Source organism: Pseudooceanicola nanhaiensis DSM 18065, assembly GCF_000688295.1.
Classification (GTDB): Bacteria; Pseudomonadota; Alphaproteobacteria; order Rhodobacterales; family Rhodobacteraceae; genus Pseudooceanicola; species Pseudooceanicola nanhaiensis.
In genome coordinates, this window is the sequence record NZ_JHZF01000019.1 from 31,455 (window position 1) to 48,664 (window position 17,210).

The window sequence follows — 17,210 nt, forward strand, 5'->3', positions numbered from 1 at the left end:
TTTTGGGGGCAGCGGGCCTTAGTCGTCTGAGATGTCACGGGGAGGCGTCCCCTGCCCTTCTACCAGTCGCGCGCCAGCATGACGGTCAGTACGCGCATTGTGGTCACGGGATTGCCCGGGGTCTCGGCCCCGTAGCGGAAATCCGAATCCGCTTCATAGAGATCGATTTTCCAGAACACGGTCTCGCCCCGGATCTCGACCGCTCCGAAATCATGCCATCCCTCGGGATCATTGTCCTGCTCAAAGGTGGTAAACTCACCGGTGGCTTTCACCGCCTCGGCCATAAAGCCGTCACCGGCCTCCATGAGCGAGCGGGTGACATGCATCCGGCCTTGGATGGGCTGCGCGGGCGGCACTCCAAGGCACGCGAGCTTGCGGAACGCGTCGTTCTGCGCGGCGATCACACTCGGATCCGGGCATTCTGTCTGGGGCTGTGCAGTGATGGTCATAGGGCTCTCCTTTGAGAAGTTGAAACACCCTTCCCAAAGCCTGCTTTTTCTTTTCTGCTTGGCGGAAGGACCGAAGCAGAAGGTGCCCTACCCGAACAGCCCCTTGGGTCTGTAATTCGGGTTAGGGATGGTTTCGATCCAGCCGCCTTGGTGCTTGATGCTCTCGAGCGCTGCCGAGAGCGGATAAGCACCCTCGGACGGGCTCCACCAATAGGCACCGCGCTTGAAGGTGATGATCTTGCGGCGGCCGTCTTCAAAGCAGGCCACCCGCAGCGCCTTGGGTTCCTTGCGTGACATGCGAGTCTCCGTTCTCCGTGTGGTCAGGCGGCCTCGGCACTGCGCCCTGCCCTGCCCACCTCCGATCTGGCGATCAGATAGTCGCAGGCGCGCTGCGCATCGGCGGCATGGCGGAAGATCGCACCCTTGTCCGACCGAAGAACGCGCAACCAGTTGTGGAGGTAGGCGGCATTCATCTCGAGCGTATGCGCCGTGAAGCCGAGCGTCTGACCCAGGAACACCGAGGTCAGTTCCGCGACGATCTCCTCGCGCGCATAGGACGTGTTGCCAAACTTCGAGAACCCGAAATCACGGTTCAGTCGATGTGGGGCTTTCGTGGCATGGGCCAGCTCATGGGCCCAGACCCCGTAGAAATTGCGCGGGTCCTGGAACCGCGTGATGGATGGCATATAGACCTTGTCCACGGGGGGCAAATAGTACGCCTCCGTGCCCGTGAAGACGGTTGTGATGTCGATGGCATCGAAAAACGCCTGCATGTGCGGGATCGGCTCGGACGGCGGATGCTCGGGTACGGGCTCCGGGTCAGGGTAGAAACTGTCGGGCAGGCCATCGATCTGGCAGGCATTGAACACGCGATAGGATTTCTGGAAGCGGAAGATGCGGGCTTCCTCGGAGCGATCATCGCCATCGCTGCGGTCGTCCTCGCCGCCCGCGTCTTTCCGGCTTTGGCCGTAATAGACGACGACAGAGGATTTCTCGCCCTTGCGGACCTTTGCGTCCAACGCATTGGCCTGAGGCAGAGTCATCCAGAAGGGAGAGCTGTGGCCCGCCATCACGGTCCGCATCGTCAGCAGGAAGTTGTTCACCCCCTGGTAGGGTTCGCCGCCCACGCGCAGGGGGCGTGAGCTGCCGCCTGCGGTCCAGGGCTTGCGCCACGGCAGGACGCCGCGCTCGATGATGCGGATGATTTCGTTTGTGATGACCTCGGAGGCATCGAATTTGGGCGTGCGGGATCGGGCCATGGCTGGCGTCCTTTCGAGTTTTGGTGAGAGGGAGTGGTGACTAGGTTGACCGACAGAGCCGCGGATCGTTGGTGATGCTCGCGCCGAGCTGTTCGGCCATGTCGATGTAGGTGGTCAGCGACACGGACCTGCCGGGACCCGAAGGTTCAGAGTCGTCCGATCCGTCCCGCGCCACCCGCGGCAGGTTCGCGAAGGCGATGACATCGGTGACGGGTCGGATATCGATGAACGGGGTCCCTTGTGCGACCGCGAGGGCGGCCAAGGGAAAGCGCTTGATCGGCGCGAAGGTCGACACGGTGGTCCAACCGAGATGGAGGAATGTCCCGCCCTCCCCGCAGATCACATGCGCGTTAGGCAACAGCGCCGCCTGCTTCAGATAACCGAGATCACGTAGGACGGTCTCGCGCTCGCGCCGTTGTGCCTGCCCCGTCTGGCCGGTTCGGCGTAGTTCCTTGTGTCGCCACCACGAGGCAGCGGTCGCGCGCAATACGCGCAAGACACCTGTTTGCATGAGAATGCCCTTCATCAGGAACGGCAGACCGGAATCCGGCCCGGACCCATCTGAGGGACCTCAAAGGCCCTCATCCGTCAGTCACAAAACCCGAAGAACACTTTCACTCTTTAGGGATCTGATGCCGAGGAGCGTTAAATGCAAAGCTCATGAGAACGTAGGATCCTCCACTTTCCGGCATCAGACCCCAATGAGGAACAGGATCAGGCCCGGACACCCTCTTTCGGGCATCCTCAGGCCTGACCTCCCCCGGCCCTCCTCTTCCTCTCAAACCCCATGATTTCCGCAGGTGGCTTGATTTTGTTCCTGTTATGTTCTATGTTGAAAGCCACGCTAAGAAGGGAGATCCCCGATGGAAAGCACCACTTACGCCCTGCCCGCGACGCCAAAGCAGATCGCCTATGCGCGCGCACTGGCCCTTCGCAACCAGACGCTTCTGCCGTGTGAGGTTCAGCAAGATCGGCGCTCCTTGAGCGCCTGGATCGACGCACAGGCCAAGCTGAAGCCGGGCACGCAGGACAGCCGCCCGACATCAAAGCAGGTCGCCTTTGCCGAGCGCCTCGCCCGCATCAAGCGCCGCGCCGTGCCGGACGAATGCTTCCGCGACAAGGAGCTGATGTCGAAGTGGATCGATGGGAACAAGTGAAGCTGGGTAGACCCCGCGCTGATCGAGATTACTTCGGCCGATCGACAACGGATGCCCCGCCCGACTTGGCAAGCGCGATCAGGCTGGACTGGATTTTGGATGTGAAGACGGAACTGAACGTGCCGATGGGCGTGCGGTCCTCCCAGACAAAGGACCGCTCCAGAACATCGGTGTTGATCTCGTCCAGCATGACCCATTTGCGGACATGGGTTTATGACCCCACGCGCTGCGACTCGATCTGTGGCACCTCGATGATCAGCACGATGTTGACGAGCGTTGCCGCAACAAGCAGCCGGAGCGGGGTTCTGGTACACCCCATTAACTCCTAGCCTACGGCGACCCCGAACAGCGCACCGACCCCGGCTGTCGCCGCCATTGCAAGCGCTCCCCATAGCGTGACCCGCGTGGCCCCACGGACGACGCCTGCGCCGCCGGCCGAAGCGCCCAATCCGCCAAGAACCGCAAGGCCAAGGATCGTCGATCCCGCCACCAGGGGAGCGATCTGCGCCTCCGAGACCAGCAGCACGACGATCAGGGGCAGCACCGCCCCAACGGCGAAGGTCAGTGCGGACACCAGAGCCGCCTGGACAGGGCGGGCGGTAACGGTTTCCGAAATGCCGAGCTCGTCGCGCGCATGCGATCCGAGCGCGTCACGTTCAGTCAGTTGCACGGCAACCTTTTCCGCCAGGTCGCGGTCCAGCCCCCTTTCAACATAAATCCGGGTTAGTTCCTCGAGCTCGGCCTCGGGCGTTTCCTCGAGTTCACGGCTCTCTCGGGCGAGGTCCGCCTGTTCGGCGTCAGTTTGCGAGCTGACCGAGACATACTCCCCCGCCGCCATCGACATCGCGCCAGCCATAAGCCCGGCCAGCCCGGCGATCATGACCTCGGGCTTGCCGGACCCGGCTGCGGCGACGCCGACGACGAGGCTCGCGGTCGAGACAAGACCATCGTTGGCGCCGAGAACGGCGGCCCGCAGCCAGCCGATGCGATGCACCATATGGATTTCAGAATGTGATAGACGGCTCATGGCGTGGCTCCTTGAACGATGTCAGCTTGCTCTGAAATGATCGCCTGGGGTTTGCCCGTAGCTGGCTCCTGTGGCGCGATGCGCAGCGCGCGCAGGGCGTTCAGGATCACGGCAACGTCGATCACTTCTTGCAGGAGCGCGCCCTGAACCGGCGTGAGGTAGCCGAAAGCGGCCGCGATCATGCCCATGACAGACAGGCCGATCCCGGCGACAACGCTTTCGACCGCGATCCGGCGTGAAGCCCGCGCGATCTCGATGCCGGGCCCCAGCCGGTCGATCCGGTCGACGAGCAGCACCACGTCGGCGGCCTCGGCCGAGGCCGCGGCGCCCCGTGCCCCCATTGCCACGCCTACATCGGCTGCGGCCAGGGCGGGCGCGTCGTTGACACCATCACCCACCATCATCACCGGCCCGTGTTTACGCTCAGAGAGCACCAGCAACACCTTTTGATCCGGCGTCAGACCGGCCCGCAGCCCGTCGAGGCCCAGCCCTTCCGTCACACGCTCGGCCACGTCCGCGCGGTCGCCGGTGGCCAGCAGGATACGCGAGATCCCTTGGCGGCGCAGACCGTCCAGCATGGCACCCGCTCCCTCGCGCAGCGGGTCGGACATGACGAGGTGCCCGGCCATGTGACCGTCAACTGCCACTGCGACAAGGACCGATCCGGCGCCCTTGGCGGGGTGATCGCCCACCATCCGCCCGACCCGGGACGCCACGAAGCCGTCGCCCCCGACGATCACCTCGCGGTCCTCCACACGACCCAAGACCCCTTCGCCCGGGATCTCAGCCACTTCTGTCGGAACGGGCAGTGTGAAGCCCTGTGCCTTGGCGGCGGTGACGATCGCTTGCGCGACAGGGTGCTTGGAGGCCTGATCGAGCGCGGCCGCGAGGCGCAGGATGTCGTCCTCGTTCATGCCATCGTGGCTGTCGATCGAGATGATCTGCGGACGGCCATCTGTCAGCGTCCCCGTCTTGTCGAGGATCAGCGTACGGATGCGCGCCATTGTCTCGAGCGGCCCTGCGCCCTTGATCAAAACGCCAAAATGCGCCGCACGCGAGAGACCCGCGACCAGCGCAACCGGCACGGCAAGGATCAGCGGACAGGGCGTGGCGACCACCAGCACGGCGACCGCGCGGATCGGATCGCCTGTGAACCACCAGGCCGCGAAGGCGATACTGACGGTGACGACCAGAAAGCCCAGCGACCAGCGGTCGGCCAGCCGGGACATCGGCGCTTTGGACGCCTGCGCTTCCTCGACCAGGCGAACGATCCCGGCATAGGTGCTGTCCTTGGCCTCGCGCGTCGCCGTCAGGTCGAAGGCCTCGCCCGCGTTGGTCGATCCGCTCATGGCGTCGGCCCCGCGCGCCAGCCGGACTGGGAGGGATTCGCCGGTCAGCGCCGCGGTGTCGAGGAAGGCGGTGTCGGACGTAACCGAACCGTCCACGGGAACGACATCGCCCTGCCGGATCAGCAGGCGATCGCCCGGTGCGATCTCCTCGAGAGGCACATCCTCAAGACCGCCGTTCCGGTGCCGCGTCGCGGTCCGGGGTACGCGAGATAGAAGATCCTTCATCGAACGACGTGCACGGCCCTCAGCGAAGGCTTCGAGGAAAGTGCCTCCAGAATACATGACTGCGACGACAGCCGCAGCCAAGGTCTCGCCGAAGACAAGCGCCGCCGACATCGACAGCGCGGCAACGATATCGAGGCCCACCTCGCCGCGCCCAATGCTGCGGACGATTTCGACCACAAGCGCTGCCAGCGCGGGAACAACTCCTGCAATCCAGATCAGGTTCGCAACCTCTGGTTGGCCCGCAAGGTAGAATGCGAGTCCCACGATCAGCCCGGTTGCGGCCATCAGCAGGAGTGCGGTCTTGAAGCGATCGGTACGGGTCTGTTCCATGCGGCTCATCTTCCCCCGGCTGAGGCGATTGCCGCTGGTTCTTCGGAAAAAAGACGCCCGACTCCCACGCCCATTGCATTCCCTTCATCATCGCGCAGAAGAAACAGGGCGTCGAGTCCACGTTGTCTTGCGAGGTCCGCACCCCTCTCCGCACCGAGCACCATCAGCGCCGTCGCCCAGGCGTCGGCCTCGGCACAGGTGCGGGCCACGACGGTGACGGAGGCCGGCGAGGCGATCAGCGGCGCGCCACGTCTCGGATCCATGGTATGCGACAGGCGGCGCCCATGCACCTCGACCCAATGGCGGTAGTCACCGGAGGTCGCGACGGCGGCGTCCTGCAGCGCCAGAACCGAATGCGGCGTCCGGCGATCAGGGTCCGGCGCTTCTACCGCGATGATCCATGCCTCGCCATCGGGGCGCAGGCCCATGGCACGCATCTCACCGTCGATGCCGACAAGGGCGTCGGCAATCCCATGATCGCGCAAGGTCTCGGCGAGCCGGTCGACACCGTGGCCCTTGGCGATGCCGTTCAGGTCCAGCGCGACGGGCGCGGTCTTGCGCAACTGCATCCCCTCGATCTCCAGCACCTCCTGAGCCGGGCGGCGGGGGGCGTCCATCGCGGCGCGGATACCCTCGGGCGCGGCGGCCCCGGGCCCGAAACCCCAGGCCGTCACCGCATCGCCCATGCCGATATCGAAGGCCCCGCCCGAGGCACGCCCGATCTCGAGCCCGAGGCGCAGGACCGCCCGCAGTTGCTCCGGCACCACCACCCAATCGCCCACCGGCGCCGCATTGATCCGCATGAGCGCGCTCTCCGCGTTCCACATCGACATCTGCGTGTCCACCTCGTCGACAGCCGCCTGAAGGGCGGCACGAATTGCATCCGTGTCGCGGACCCGATCCGCGAAGAACAGCGCCGACCAGCGCGTGCCCATGGCGGGGCCGTTCAGGGCGATGCGCGCGCGCTCAGTAGACATCTTCGACATACCGCCCCTCTGCCTTTAGGACTGCGGGCGTAAGCCCGGCAGGTGCGAGTATCTCGGCCAACGCATCGCTCACGCCCGTGGCCATGTCGCGCCCGCCGCAGACCATCACACGCGCCCCGTCGCAGATAAGCCGGGCCACCTGCGCCGCGTCGGCGCGCAAGGCGTCCTGCACATAACTGCGCCGCGCGCCGCGCGAGACGGCGGTGACAAGCCGGGTCAACCGCCCCTCAGCCTGCCAGCCGGGCATCTCTTCGCCATAGAAGAAATCGCTGTCCGCATGCCGCATCCCGAAAAACAGGTGCACGGGCCTGTGCCGCGCATTGCCGCGGATGAAGCCCGCCAGCGGCCCGATGCCGGTGCCCGCCCCGATCAGGATCAGCGGGGTGAGACCGCGACCGGCGTGAAAGCCGGGATTGCGCCGCAGGAAGGCCCGGACCGTATCGCCCGGTTCCAGCGCGGTCAGCTGGCCCGAGGCCAGACCGCCCGGATGCTTGCGCACCACGATCTCGACGAACCCGTCGCGCCGGCCCGAGGCCAGCGAATAGAGGCGCGGCATCGGGCTGCCCTGCGGCAGGACGCCGATCAGGTCGCCCGCCTGGAACCGTGCGAAGCCCGTACCCGTCAGCCGTTGCCACGGCGTTGCGCGCGGCAGGGCGAAGCGCAGGATCGCGGCCCCCGCCTGCATCTCGGCCCCGTAGTTGCGCCGCGAGACGAGGGTCAATGTTTCGGTGCGCGGCGAAACGGGCTGGTGAGAAAGCTCGAGAGAGATGCCAAGCACCTCGCCAAGAGCTCGGCCCCAGCGCGCGAAATCCTGTGGCGATTGGCGGTCGATCGTGTCCAGCGGCATGAGTTCGGCCCAGCCCTTCGCCTGCGCCGCTGCCGCAACGGCCTTGGCGAAGGCGCAATAGGACGGAAAGCTGCGGTCGCCGAAGCCGAGCAGGGCCATCGGGATATCAGGCGCAGGGGCCGACGCGTTCATCCGGTCGAGGAGCCCCTTGGCCGAGGCGGGCGCCGCGCCATCGCCATAAGTCGCGGCGAGGACGATGATGCGCTCTGCACGGGCGTAGCGCTCTGGTGCGAAGCCCGACATCGGGCCAACATGGACGCCCTGCCCCGCTGCCGTCAGCGCGGCATGCAGGGTCGCGGCGAAGCCCCAGGTGCTGCCACCCTCGCTGCCGACAAGAATGATCGTCTCGGCACGGCCCGCGGGCTGGTTGCCCCGGATGCGCGGCCGCCCGCGCCGCCCGGCAAGCCAGATCAAGACGCCGGTCACGCCCATCGCCGGCACTCCGAGCGCCATCATCCCGAGCACAAGGCCGAGCATCGCGGCCCCCTGCCCCGTGTGCAGCATGTAAATGGTTTCCGAGACGCGCTCCCACCCGGTCAGGTCGGCCCATGCCACGAGCGCGCCGGTTCCCTGGTCAAGATAGCCGGTGCCCCGGTCGGTCTTCAGTGTGAACACGTCCGTCGCATCGCCGGGATAGGGAAAGCTCAGTTCGCGCAGCTCGGCGACGGGCGTCTGCAGCAGCGTGGCCATCTGATCGAGAGCGAACCCAATCTCTCCGCTCACTTCGGTGGGATCAGCCGGCAGGACGCCACCGTCCGGCAAAAGATCGAAGGTGGAGGCTGTCATCCAGAGGGCGGTGGTGGAGGACAGAACGAGGCCGATGACGGCGATCCGGGCGATCTCGACATGCAGCCTGCCCGTGAACGGACCGCGCAAGGACGCGAACCAGTGCCGCCATCCGCCCGCCCGTCGCACGACCAGCATAGCACCCGAGAGCGAGAGGACCAGCATCGCCGCGGCCCCGGCGGCCATGGCGATGCGCCCGCCATCCCCGAGGAAGAGCGAGCGATGAAAGTTGGTGAGCCAGCGAAGCGCCTGGTTCGGGTCGGCCGAGGCCACGCCCGCGCCCGTCGCCGGGTCGATCACGGCAGCACCCGGCGCGCCCTGATCGAACCAATAGGCGGTGATCCGACCGGAGGGCGACCGCCGGATCTGCTCGACGCCCGGATAGACGACCTGGATGCGCTCCGCGAGGGTGGCGACTGTCAGGCCAGTCTCCACCTGCGGCGCGGTGATGCGCTCGACTGCCGGAAAGACCGAGAGCGCAGCGCCGCTCAGGCTCAGGATCGTGACGAGCGCGAGTGCCAGAAGACCCGGCCAGCGATGGAGTGTACGGATCATGGCCCTGCCCCTCACATGTCGTAGGAGAAGTTGGCGATGTAGCGCCGCCCGCTCACCGGCGTGCCCGCGCCCGCCGTCGTCAGCGGCACGGCCACCTCGTTCGGGCTGTCGCGCATATCCTCGACTGCCGCGTCGATGTGCAGCGTGTAGCCCGCATCGAACAGCGCGTCGGCCAGATCGAGCGTGATCTCGAGACTGCGGCCCGCGCCGACGCTGGCGCCGGTGATACCGTTTACCTGCGCGGTATCGCCGCCCGTGGCACGGTACCAGTCGCTCAGATGCTCGTAGTACTTGGACTTGCCACCAGCCATCCAGAGACTGCCGACATAGGCGCCCGAGGCGTCGGTAACGTAAAGCGCGAGGTAAGCGCCGTCGCCACCATAGTTGTTAAGGGTGGTTGTGAGCGTCACGGGCCGTGCCATAGCGAGGCCGGGAAGCGTGAGTGCGGTGGTAAGCGCGAGCGTTGCGAGAAGTGATTTCATGGGAATGATCCTTGTTCAGGGTGCTTCGGAGCTGTTCAGTTCACCTGAACCTGCGGAGGGGCGCCGTTTCCGAAGAGGCCGTTCTGCGGAGGAGCGACCGTTCCAGCGGGCGCGGGATTGCGGGCGCCACCGCGGTCGTCGTCATCATCCTCGTAGTCCATCTCGACGATCTGCAGCGTCGCCGGATCGAACTTCACCTCGATCTCGCGGCCATTCTGGTCTCGGCCTTCGATTTCGTAGCAGCCGTCGTCGATCTCGAAGTCGCGCACCGTCCAACCGTTCTGTTCGGCCATCTGCATGGCGGCCTCGCGCGGCTGCCACTGGTCACGGGGCGCATTGCAATCATCGTCGTCGGCCAGCGCAGCGCCGGCGGGCAAAAGTGCGATCAGGGCAAGGGCGGTCAGGGTCTTTTTCATGGCAAGGGGTCCTTTCGTTTGATGAGACCAATCTGGCACCCCGACCTGAGGGCATCCTGACGCCCCAGCGATTCCTGCTTCAGCTTGCCGTCAGGAAAATGGCCCCGCCGATGATGACGGGGCCAAAAAGATGCGAGCGCAGGCTACAGGGCTGGCATGGCTATACGCCCTGCCCCGCGTTCAGGTGAATTCGAACTGCTCGAAGCGGACACGGCGAGGCGTTTGGCCTTGTGCTTTCAAGCCCTTGAGAATCCCGTCCTTCAGACCGGTTGGGCCGCAGAACCACAGATCGGCTTGCCGGATCGCGAAAGGGACCGCGCCAATCAGGCGCTCGGCCGTGAGCCTGCCATCGCGCGTCGTAACGACCACCTCGAAACTGAACCTCGGGTTGCGGGCAGCCGCAGCGCGCAACGTCTCTACGCCAATCGCCTCCTCTTGTGTCGGAACGCAGTAGATGAGGTGAATGTCGCGACTCTCCGCCTCTGTCAGGCTTTCCGCCCAGGCGAGGAACGGCGTGATACCGATGCCGCCGGCAAGCCATATTTGGCGCGCACCGCCCTTGCGGAAATTGAACCGTCCATATGGCCCTTCGACCTGCACGCGCGTTCCGGTCCGCAAGATGGCGGGCAGGCTTCGTGTCCAGCCACCCAACCCCCTGATGCAGAACGTCAGGGTGCCGTCAGGGCGCGGGGCGCTGGCAATCGTGAAAGGGTGCGGCTCGGACAGTCCTGCCTCTGGCGCGCGGAAGAAGGCGAATTGCCCCGGCCGCCACCGCATGGCCCGCCCCTCGGGGCGGAGGGTTAGCGTGGTGGTGTCCTTGGTCTGGCTGATCTCTGTGACGGTGAATTCTCTACGCCGCAGGTACGGGGCGACCAGCTCGGTGAATATCCACGCGATCACTCCGGCGATGCCGAATGTGTTCAGAAGCACCGAGAGCGATGGATCTACCTCTGTCGGCAGGTCGACGAAGAACTGGTGAAAGACCACGATTGCAAAAAGGGCCCCCATGAAACGATGGCTGAACCGCCAGATTTGATAGGGGATTTCCAGTGGGGTGAAGGGCAATCTCCGGAACCAGCTGACAGCAACCAGGGCAAGAAGCGCGTTGAAGGCAAGTTCGCCCGCCTCTTCACCAAGTTCACCAAGGGAGGTTTCACGCACCAAACGCTCGAAATCCGGCTCGATCTGCTGGTGCAGGATCATCAGGACCATTGCGGAAATACCAAGCCACTTGTGGACCCGGTACATGCGATCGAGACCGCCGAACAACGGCTCCACCAGCGGCGGCCGTGCGGCGAGGATCAGGGTCTGTGCCATCGCGACAACTGCCGCGGCCCCGACGGCGATGCCGAGCGCGGCATCCGCACCATAAGTCGCATAGGTGTTGAAACCGAGCAAAGCCGCCAGCAGGCATGGCAACGCAACCAGCACCGGGCCCGTCAGGGCTAGAGGAGAGTTTAGGGAAAGCCGGGAGAGTGGCGGCAGGCTCGGCACCGGGACAATACCGTCGCGACGCGCTGCATCAGTCATCGTCGCGTCTCTCGTGATCCCGCTCGCGGCGATCATCCTCGTCGTCCTCGTATTCGAACTCGATTACCTCCAGCGTGGCCGGGTGGACAGTCACCTCGATCGCACGCCCCTCGGCATCCCTCCCGTCGATCTCGTAGCAGCCGTCATCGATCTTGATCCGGCGCACCGTCCAACCATTTTCCTCGGCCAGCATGGCAACAGCATCGCGCGGCTGCCAGTCGGCCATCGGCACGAAGCAATCGTCGTCAGCCAGCGCCGCGCCGGCCGTAAAGACCGCGAGAAAGCCGATAATTGTCAATGTCTTCTTCATGGGGCACACTCCTAGTGGCTCGCCTCTTGATGCCATTCATGCGCCGCGAAGCTGACGGCAGCCTGAAGGGGCTCGACCCACAAGCTTCAGCTTCGTGTCAGCCAGACGGATCATGGAGGGACATCAGGAAAGGACGGGTACGACCATGCGCATATTGCTGATCGAGGACGACACGACTCTTGGCGCTGCCGTGCGCGACCAGATCGCAGCTGATGGCCAGTCAGTAGACTGGGTCACGCGGCTAGACGCGGCGGCAGACGCGATGAGCGCAACCTCTTACGACCTGCTCCTGCTCGACCTCATGCTGCCAGACGGACGTGGTATCGGGTTCCTCAAGGGCCTCAGGACGCGTGGAGACGTGACGCCGGTCATCATCCTGACGGCGCTCGACCAGGTGTCCGATAGGATCGAAGGCCTCAATGCGGGCGCTGACGACTATCTTGTGAAGCCCTTCGACCTGTCGGAACTGTCGGCACGGATCGGATCGGTCGCGCGGCGCTACAGCGGCAACCCCAACCCGATCCTGACCCACGGACCGCTCGACATCGACCTTGCCGCGCGCAGCGTCCATCGGGATGGCAGACATGTGCCGCTGACGGCGCGGGAATGGGCGCTCTTCGAGGCCTTCCTGGCGCGTCCCGGGCAGCTCCTGTCCAAGGCGCAGTTGGAGGAGAAGCTCTACGCTTTCGACGCCGAAGTCGAGAGCAACACCATCGAAGTGCACGTGAGCCGCCTGCGCAAGAAACTGGGGAGCGCCATCATCGAGACCGAGCGCGGCATGGGTTACCGGCTGGGCAAGCCATGATGTGGCCATCCAGCCTTCAGGTACGGCTCGGCTTGTCACTCGGCCTTGTGCTGACGATCCTCTGGCTCGCCGCCGCCACGGTTACCGCGGTGATCGTTCGGGGCGAGATGGACGAGGTCTTCGACAGCGCCCTGCGCGAAACCGCCGAGCGCATCCTTCCGCTGGCCGTGACCGACATCGTCGGCCGAGAAGATCAGGGTGTGACGCAGCGCCTCGCGCCGATCCGGGAGCATGACGAGTTCTTCACCTACATCGTACGCGATGCCGAGGGACGCATTTTGCTGCAATCCCATGCGGCGGACCCTGCCGTGTTCCCTCCATACGACGGGCCGGGATTTGGGCAGAACGCCACACATCGCCTCTACAGCGACGCGGCGCTCCAGGGGACGATCAGCATCACCGTGGCCGAACCGTTGGCGCATCGCGCATCGGTTGCTCTTGAAATCCAGATGGGCCTCGGCCTGCCGCTGCTGGTCGTGCTGCCGTTGGCGCTCGCGTCGATTATTCTCGCTGTGCGCTTTAGCCTCGCCCCTCTCCATCGGTTCCGTACGCGGCTTGAAGCGCGCGGCGTGCGCGACCTGTCAGAAGTACCCGCGGCCGACCTGCCGACCGAAATCGGACCGCTGGCCGCAACCTTGAACAGCCTTTTGGCTCGGTTGCGCGACGCGTTCGAGGCTGAGCGAAGTTTTGCAGCCAATGCGGCTCATGAACTAAGGACACCATTGGCGGGCGCTATCGCCCAGGCGCAGCGACTGCGGTCAGAGACCAAAGATCCGACCATCGACGCCCGTGCCGCCGAGATCGAGGCAACGCTCAAGCGTCTCACTCGGCTTTCCGAGCGTCTCCTGCAGCTTGCGCGGGCGGAAGGCGGTAGACTTCGGATGGACCAGAGCGCTGATGTCAGAACCATCACTCGGGTCGTGGTGGAAGATATCGCGCGCACCACAGAGAACGGGCGCCTTACGTTGAACTTGCCGGACACGCCTGTCTTGTCTGATATCGACCCCGACGCATTAGGAATTCTGTGCCGGAATCTGGTGGAAAACGCCCTACGCCACGGGGCGCAGAATGCCCCAGTCGCGGTTACACTCACGAGCGAGGGGCAGTTGATCGTGGCGAACGAGGGCCCCGCGGTAGCAACCGAAACACTCGAACGCCTGACAGGGCGCTTCGAGAGGGCAGATGCAAAAACTGATGGTAGCGGGCTTGGCCTCGCTATCGTCTCAGCCATCGCAGAACGGATCGAAACCTCTCTCTTGCTCCAGTCACCACGTCCCGGTGAAACTTCTGGATTTCAGGCATCCGTCAGATTGCCAACGGATGCTCCAAATGCCCATGTGAAAGATCGGGAGCATTGGCCTTGAAGTCTCACGTCGCAGCGCCCCGAGGGGTGCGGTGTCGATGATGGTTGTTGTAGACATGATTCTTCATTCTGAATGCGAGTAATCGCGCTCATCCCATTGATATTATTACACTATAGGGTGATTGGGGGCGGAATCTCCGCCCCCCGCTGGATCACGTTATTCCGAGGCCAGCATCGACGCGCCTTCAGCAGGCAGGTCATCCGTCAGAAATGCAGGAAGGTCAGCTTCACTGACGCTGTCAGCCGCTTCGGCATCCGCCCCCTGCCCTTCGGCATGGTCCTCATCGTCAAGCGCCACGAGATCGTTCCGGCGCATGACGCTCGTCGACCAGCTTTGCCACCACGCTGTCCTTCAGATCGCTCGCCTGCGCCGGCATGTAGATGTGACGCACTGAGGCTTCGAGACAGCTTCCCGAAGCAGAGGAAGTGCGGAAGGTGTCCGTCACAATCTTCAGCAGCAGCAGAATCAACGCCACGTCGGGCGAGCGCCCGATCGCTTCACGCAGCGCCAGCGTCCGGTGTGCCGTCAACTCGATTACGAGCCGCTCGGGCAGTGGCTTCAGCGCTCCGTCATCCTCATCCTCCGGCAGATCGCCGCCAATCGGCTGGCCTCCCGACATGATGACGGTTCCGGCATGAGCGGCACTGTCATAGCCATCGGTGAGATCACGATCATCCCCCTGCCCCGCCACCGCAGGATCAGCACCATCCTGGACCGCTGTCACGTCAACCGGCTCATCCTCTGGACGCACATAGCCGCGATAGACGGCCAGCGCGCCGTAGCGGTCGAGCGTGACGAACGCCCCTGCCCGCCCGATCTCCTCCGCGTCGAAGATCAACGGCCGGGTCTCGATCTTTTCCATCTCCGTTTCCAACACGCCAAGCCGCGTGTCGATCCCGTCGGGGATTTCATCCTGACCCGCGTATTCCTCTTCCAGCGCCCGGTATTCGGCGAGCAGCTTGGCATGGTCCGCGCCTTCGTCATCCGTCATCGGTGCCGGATCACCTGACAGGGACCGCAGGCCGTGGCTGTAGCCGTAGGGCAGGTCAAGCGCGACCTCGATCCACTTCCAGCCCTCAACGGCAACCGTCTCAGCCTTGGCCTGGAGTTTTTCCGTCACCAGCCGATCGAGCAGGGCAGGGTCCTCGAGCCAGCCACCGTCATCGCCCTGAAAGAGGTCATGCAACATCGTGCCGCCCGCCGCTTCGTAGGCCTCAACACCCACAAAGACCGCGCGCCGGTCAGACGCCCGGACCGAGGTCTCGGTCAGCATGCGCCGGATCTGGAATGGCTCCTTGTTCCAAGATGAATGGATCACATCCCAGACCTGAACCTGACGCGCATGATCGGGGTTCACGGTGAAGGCCATGAGCTGCTCCAGCGTCATGCCATCCTCGGCATAGACCTCAAGCAGGGCAGGGGCGACGGAAGCGAGTTTCAAGCGCTGCTTCACGATCTGCGGCGTCACGAAGAAGGCGGCGGCAATCTCTGCATCGCTCTGGCCCTTGTCCCTCAGCGCCACAAACGCGCGGAATTGGTCGAGCGGGTGCAGGGCGACGCGATGCATGCTTTCTGCAAGGGAATCATCCTCGGCCAGGATGTCGGACGCAGCATCGCGCACGATGCAAGGAATGGGCGGGGTCTTTGCCAAACACTTCTGCTTCACCAGCAGGGACAATGCTTGGAACCGACGGCCACCGACCGGGATCTCGAACTTGCCGGTCTCGGTGCCGTCGTCAGCCAAGACGGGCCGCACGCTCAGGCTCTGCAACAGACCGCGGCGGGCGATGTCTTCGGCCAGTTCCTCGACAGACACGCCAGCCTTGATGCGCCGCACGTTGGACTGGCTCAGGACCAGCTTGTCAAAAGGGATATCCCGCGAAGGGGACAGGGTGATTTTCCGGACAGCTTTCGTCATCAGATCTTCTCCACGACGGGCGCCGGAAGCCACTCTCCCGATCTCATTTCCCGTCACCCTCAAACCAACACTCCTTTCCCTCTCGATGATCGTATGGTTGCCAAGAGGCGACTTAACAGCTGTTAAGTCATGCCAACTGAGCACCGCGGCGTTGAAACTTAACAGCTGTTAAGCCGCACTTCGCCGACCGATCAAAGCCATGACCATCGGACCGCAAGAGAATTCGCCCGCCGCGGCCTTGGACGTCAGCGCCCGCAAGTATCCACCCGGTGATCTGATGTCAGAGAATCGTTCCAGCATGGCCACGACGACGATCGAGGCTTGCTCTGGTCCCATGCAGCGTTGCGCTTCTTCCCACGCGGAAACACTGATCCCCATGGCCGGCCTTACATGACAAGCCGCGTCGAAAAGTTGGTGCCAGTGTCGAATGTCGCCCTGATAGAAAGTCTTGAGCGAGGGACAGCCGGCGATTACCAGGTGGAGTGGGATTTTCGGCACCCGCCTCGTGTCAGACTCTTCAAGGTCAGCCACGGGCTCACCCGTATCATCATCAGGCGCGCGTCCCGCCGCCTCGCCTTTTTCTAAGGCAGGTTCAAGATCTATAGATTCTTTATTTGAATTATGATGGTGACGCTCACATTGGGCATCATTGGTGTTCATTTCTTCTGTTTCAGGACCGTCAATCACATTACGCGCCTGGTCAAGAAGGGTCTCCAGTTCAGTCCGAAATGCCGACAGATCCTCAAGCGAGAGTTTGCGGCGAAGAGCGCGGGCGGTGAGGGCTGCCTTGTCGCGGAGCTGGTCCCATAGGCCAAGCCCGGGCTGGATCTCCTCGCCGAACTCCGCCAGAGCGGCCAAGTCGCGACGCATAAGGCTCACTACCTCCCTCAGTCGCCGCACACGGTCCTCGGCCTCACGCACAGCCTCTGCAGCCCGTGCAATTTCCTCGGCCCGGCAATAGAGCGGGGAGAGATCAAAGCCGAAGGCCACCCGATCTTCGCCACGCTTGCGCACATACCGCTTCCCATTGGGGCTATCGCGCCGCATGAGCAAGCGTGCCTCTACCAACCGGGCGAGGTGACGGCGCATCGTCGAGCAAGGCATGCCGTTCAGCCGCTCGCAGATCGCCTTGTTGGATGGGAAGACGACCATTTCGGTGTTCCCGCCAAGCGCATCGTCCGGAAAAAAGCTGAGAAGTCCCTGAAGAACGGTCAGATCGCGCTCGGAAACCCCGAAGGCGGCCTGTGCCTTGGACAGCTCACGGAGGAGCTCCCACTTGTTGACGGGCTTGCCGGGAACAGACGCCTCAGGACGCTCGACCACGCGCAGATGGGCGTGCGAGATCGGCCGCATAAACGGCGAAATCGGTGTGTAATCCATGATGTCATTCACGAAGGCAAAATTTCCCTGGCCCG

At 64.1% G+C, this 17,210-nt stretch carries 18 protein-coding genes and 1 pseudogene; 3 read left to right on the forward strand and 16 right to left on the reverse strand.

Features of this window, described 5'->3' with window-relative positions; translation table 11 throughout:
- Window positions 1–59: 59 nt before the first annotated feature.
- The 4 genes from Q344_RS0121610 to Q344_RS0121625 all read right to left on the reverse strand — a co-directional run bounded on the left by Q344_RS0121610 (window position 60) and on the right by Q344_RS0121625 (window position 2,234).
- Window positions 60–449 (reverse strand): DUF3768 domain-containing protein, encoded by a 390-nt coding sequence (locus Q344_RS0121610; protein ID WP_028288612.1) that lies wholly within the window; start codon window positions 447–449, stop codon window positions 60–62.
- An 87-nt stretch (window positions 450–536) separates the two neighbouring features.
- Window positions 537–746, reverse strand: coding sequence for a DUF6330 family protein (locus Q344_RS0121615; protein WP_017469169.1), 210 nt, complete (start codon window positions 744–746; stop codon window positions 537–539).
- Between the two features lie 23 nt (window positions 747–769).
- Window positions 770–1,708: an ArdC family protein gene (locus Q344_RS0121620; RefSeq protein WP_028288613.1), complete on the reverse strand. Its 939-nt coding sequence runs from the start codon at window positions 1,706–1,708 to the stop codon at window positions 770–772.
- Between the two features lie 40 nt (window positions 1,709–1,748).
- Window positions 1,749–2,234: a hypothetical protein gene (locus Q344_RS0121625; protein ID WP_036540302.1), complete on the reverse strand. Its 486-nt coding sequence runs from the start codon at window positions 2,232–2,234 to the stop codon at window positions 1,749–1,751.
- Window positions 2,235–2,571: 337 nt separating this feature from the next.
- Between Q344_RS0121625 and Q344_RS0121630 the strand changes: the two genes are divergently transcribed.
- The gene (locus tag Q344_RS0121630) at window positions 2,572–2,865 is read left to right on the forward strand and encodes a hypothetical protein (protein ID WP_028288615.1); all 294 of its coding nucleotides are present in this window, start codon (window positions 2,572–2,574) and stop codon (window positions 2,863–2,865) included.
- Window positions 2,866–2,893: 28 nt separating this feature from the next.
- Here the strand turns inward: Q344_RS0121630 and Q344_RS24710 are convergent, their stop codons facing one another.
- From Q344_RS24710 to Q344_RS0121675, 9 genes are all read right to left on the reverse strand, one after another.
- Window positions 2,894–3,055: a hypothetical protein gene (locus Q344_RS24710; protein WP_224557872.1), complete on the reverse strand. Its 162-nt coding sequence runs from the start codon at window positions 3,053–3,055 to the stop codon at window positions 2,894–2,896.
- Between the two features lie 135 nt (window positions 3,056–3,190).
- Complete coding sequence (locus tag Q344_RS0121640; protein WP_028288616.1) at window positions 3,191–3,892, reverse strand: VIT1/CCC1 transporter family protein; 702 nt, start codon at window positions 3,890–3,892, stop codon at window positions 3,191–3,193.
- Complete coding sequence (locus tag Q344_RS0121645; RefSeq protein ID WP_036540305.1) at window positions 3,889–5,796, reverse strand: heavy metal translocating P-type ATPase; 1,908 nt, start codon at window positions 5,794–5,796, stop codon at window positions 3,889–3,891. The genes Q344_RS0121640 and Q344_RS0121645 overlap by 4 nt, the downstream gene beginning before the upstream one ends.
- Before the next feature lie 5 nt (window positions 5,797–5,801).
- Window positions 5,802–6,782: an FAD:protein FMN transferase gene (locus Q344_RS0121650; RefSeq protein ID WP_028288618.1), complete on the reverse strand. Its 981-nt coding sequence runs from the start codon at window positions 6,780–6,782 to the stop codon at window positions 5,802–5,804.
- Window positions 6,763–8,970, reverse strand: a complete 2,208-nt coding sequence (locus Q344_RS0121655) for a PepSY domain-containing protein (protein WP_028288619.1) — start codon at window positions 8,968–8,970, stop codon at window positions 6,763–6,765. The genes Q344_RS0121650 and Q344_RS0121655 overlap by 20 nt, the downstream gene beginning before the upstream one ends.
- A gap of 11 nt (window positions 8,971–8,981) precedes the next feature.
- A complete protein-coding gene (locus Q344_RS0121660) occupies window positions 8,982–9,452 on the reverse strand; it encodes a DUF2271 domain-containing protein (RefSeq protein ID WP_028288620.1) in 471 nt (156 codons plus the stop codon).
- Window positions 9,453–9,487: 35 nt separating this feature from the next.
- Window positions 9,488–9,868, reverse strand: coding sequence for a PepSY domain-containing protein (locus Q344_RS0121665; protein WP_028288621.1), 381 nt, complete (start codon window positions 9,866–9,868; stop codon window positions 9,488–9,490).
- 180 nt (window positions 9,869–10,048) lie between these two features.
- Window positions 10,049–11,434: a ferredoxin reductase family protein gene (locus tag Q344_RS0121670; RefSeq protein ID WP_028288622.1), complete on the reverse strand. Its 1,386-nt coding sequence runs from the start codon at window positions 11,432–11,434 to the stop codon at window positions 10,049–10,051.
- Complete coding sequence (locus Q344_RS0121675; protein ID WP_028288623.1) at window positions 11,391–11,708, reverse strand: PepSY domain-containing protein; 318 nt, start codon at window positions 11,706–11,708, stop codon at window positions 11,391–11,393. The genes Q344_RS0121670 and Q344_RS0121675 overlap by 44 nt, the downstream gene beginning before the upstream one ends.
- A 145-nt stretch (window positions 11,709–11,853) precedes the next feature.
- Here Q344_RS0121675 and Q344_RS0121680 point away from each other — a divergent pair, with 145 nt between their 5' ends.
- Both Q344_RS0121680 and Q344_RS0121685 read left to right on the forward strand, forming a co-directional pair.
- On the forward strand, window positions 11,854–12,513 hold the full coding sequence (locus Q344_RS0121680) for a response regulator transcription factor (RefSeq protein WP_009503873.1): 660 nt from the start codon (window positions 11,854–11,856) through the stop codon (window positions 12,511–12,513).
- Window positions 12,510–13,877 carry an ATP-binding protein gene (locus Q344_RS0121685; RefSeq protein WP_028288624.1) on the forward strand — a complete coding sequence of 456 codons (1,368 nt, stop codon included), beginning with the start codon at window positions 12,510–12,512 and terminating at the stop codon, window positions 13,875–13,877. The genes Q344_RS0121680 and Q344_RS0121685 overlap by 4 nt, the downstream gene beginning before the upstream one ends.
- A 156-nt stretch (window positions 13,878–14,033) precedes the next feature.
- Here Q344_RS0121685 and Q344_RS26825 read toward each other — a convergent pair whose 3' ends face one another.
- From Q344_RS26825 to repC, 3 genes and pseudogenes are all read right to left on the reverse strand, one after another.
- The gene (locus Q344_RS26825) at window positions 14,034–14,174 is read right to left on the reverse strand and encodes a hypothetical protein (RefSeq protein ID WP_009503871.1); all 141 of its coding nucleotides are present in this window, start codon (window positions 14,172–14,174) and stop codon (window positions 14,034–14,036) included.
- A 13-nt stretch (window positions 14,175–14,187) separates the two neighbouring features.
- A pseudogene (locus tag Q344_RS24715) lies at window positions 14,188–15,795 on the reverse strand (ParB/RepB/Spo0J family partition protein); the annotation flags it as partial.
- A gap of 168 nt (window positions 15,796–15,963) precedes the next feature.
- Window positions 15,964–17,175 carry a plasmid replication protein RepC gene (gene repC, locus Q344_RS0121695; RefSeq protein ID WP_028288625.1) on the reverse strand — a complete coding sequence of 404 codons (1,212 nt, stop codon included), beginning with the start codon at window positions 17,173–17,175 and terminating at the stop codon, window positions 15,964–15,966.
- Window positions 17,176–17,210 lie beyond the last annotated feature (35 nt).

Bases quoted from the DNA above. Each gene is read 5' to 3' on its own strand.
- Q344_RS0121610 (WP_028288612.1), bottom strand. From the start codon at position 449: ATGACCATCACTGCACAGCCCCAGACAGAATGCCCGGATCCGAGTGTG.
- Q344_RS0121615 (WP_017469169.1), bottom strand. From the start codon at position 746: ATGTCACGCAAGGAACCCAAGGCGCTGCGGGTGGCCTGCTTTGAAGAC.
- Q344_RS0121620 (WP_028288613.1), bottom strand. From the start codon at position 1,708: ATGGCCCGATCCCGCACGCCCAAATTCGATGCCTCCGAGGTCATCACA.
- Q344_RS0121625 (WP_036540302.1), bottom strand. From the start codon at position 2,234: ATGAAGGGCATTCTCATGCAAACAGGTGTCTTGCGCGTATTGCGCGCG.
- Q344_RS0121630 (WP_028288615.1), top strand. From the start codon at position 2,572: ATGGAAAGCACCACTTACGCCCTGCCCGCGACGCCAAAGCAGATCGCC.
- Q344_RS24710 (WP_224557872.1), bottom strand. From the start codon at position 3,055: ATGCTGGACGAGATCAACACCGATGTTCTGGAGCGGTCCTTTGTCTGG.
- Q344_RS0121640 (WP_028288616.1), bottom strand. From the start codon at position 3,892: ATGAGCCGTCTATCACATTCTGAAATCCATATGGTGCATCGCATCGGC.
- Q344_RS0121645 (WP_036540305.1), bottom strand. From the start codon at position 5,796: ATGGAACAGACCCGTACCGATCGCTTCAAGACCGCACTCCTGCTGATG.
- Q344_RS0121650 (WP_028288618.1), bottom strand. From the start codon at position 6,782: ATGTCGAAGATGTCTACTGAGCGCGCGCGCATCGCCCTGAACGGCCCC.
- Q344_RS0121655 (WP_028288619.1), bottom strand. From the start codon at position 8,970: ATGATCCGTACACTCCATCGCTGGCCGGGTCTTCTGGCACTCGCGCTC.
- Q344_RS0121660 (WP_028288620.1), bottom strand. From the start codon at position 9,452: ATGAAATCACTTCTCGCAACGCTCGCGCTTACCACCGCACTCACGCTT.
- Q344_RS0121665 (WP_028288621.1), bottom strand. From the start codon at position 9,868: ATGAAAAAGACCCTGACCGCCCTTGCCCTGATCGCACTTTTGCCCGCC.
- Q344_RS0121670 (WP_028288622.1), bottom strand. From the start codon at position 11,434: ATGATCGCCGCGAGCGGGATCACGAGAGACGCGACGATGACTGATGCA.
- Q344_RS0121675 (WP_028288623.1), bottom strand. From the start codon at position 11,708: ATGAAGAAGACATTGACAATTATCGGCTTTCTCGCGGTCTTTACGGCC.
- Q344_RS0121680 (WP_009503873.1), top strand. From the start codon at position 11,854: ATGCGCATATTGCTGATCGAGGACGACACGACTCTTGGCGCTGCCGTG.
- Q344_RS0121685 (WP_028288624.1), top strand. From the start codon at position 12,510: ATGATGTGGCCATCCAGCCTTCAGGTACGGCTCGGCTTGTCACTCGGC.
- repC (WP_028288625.1), bottom strand. From the start codon at position 17,175: ATGGATTACACACCGATTTCGCCGTTTATGCGGCCGATCTCGCACGCC.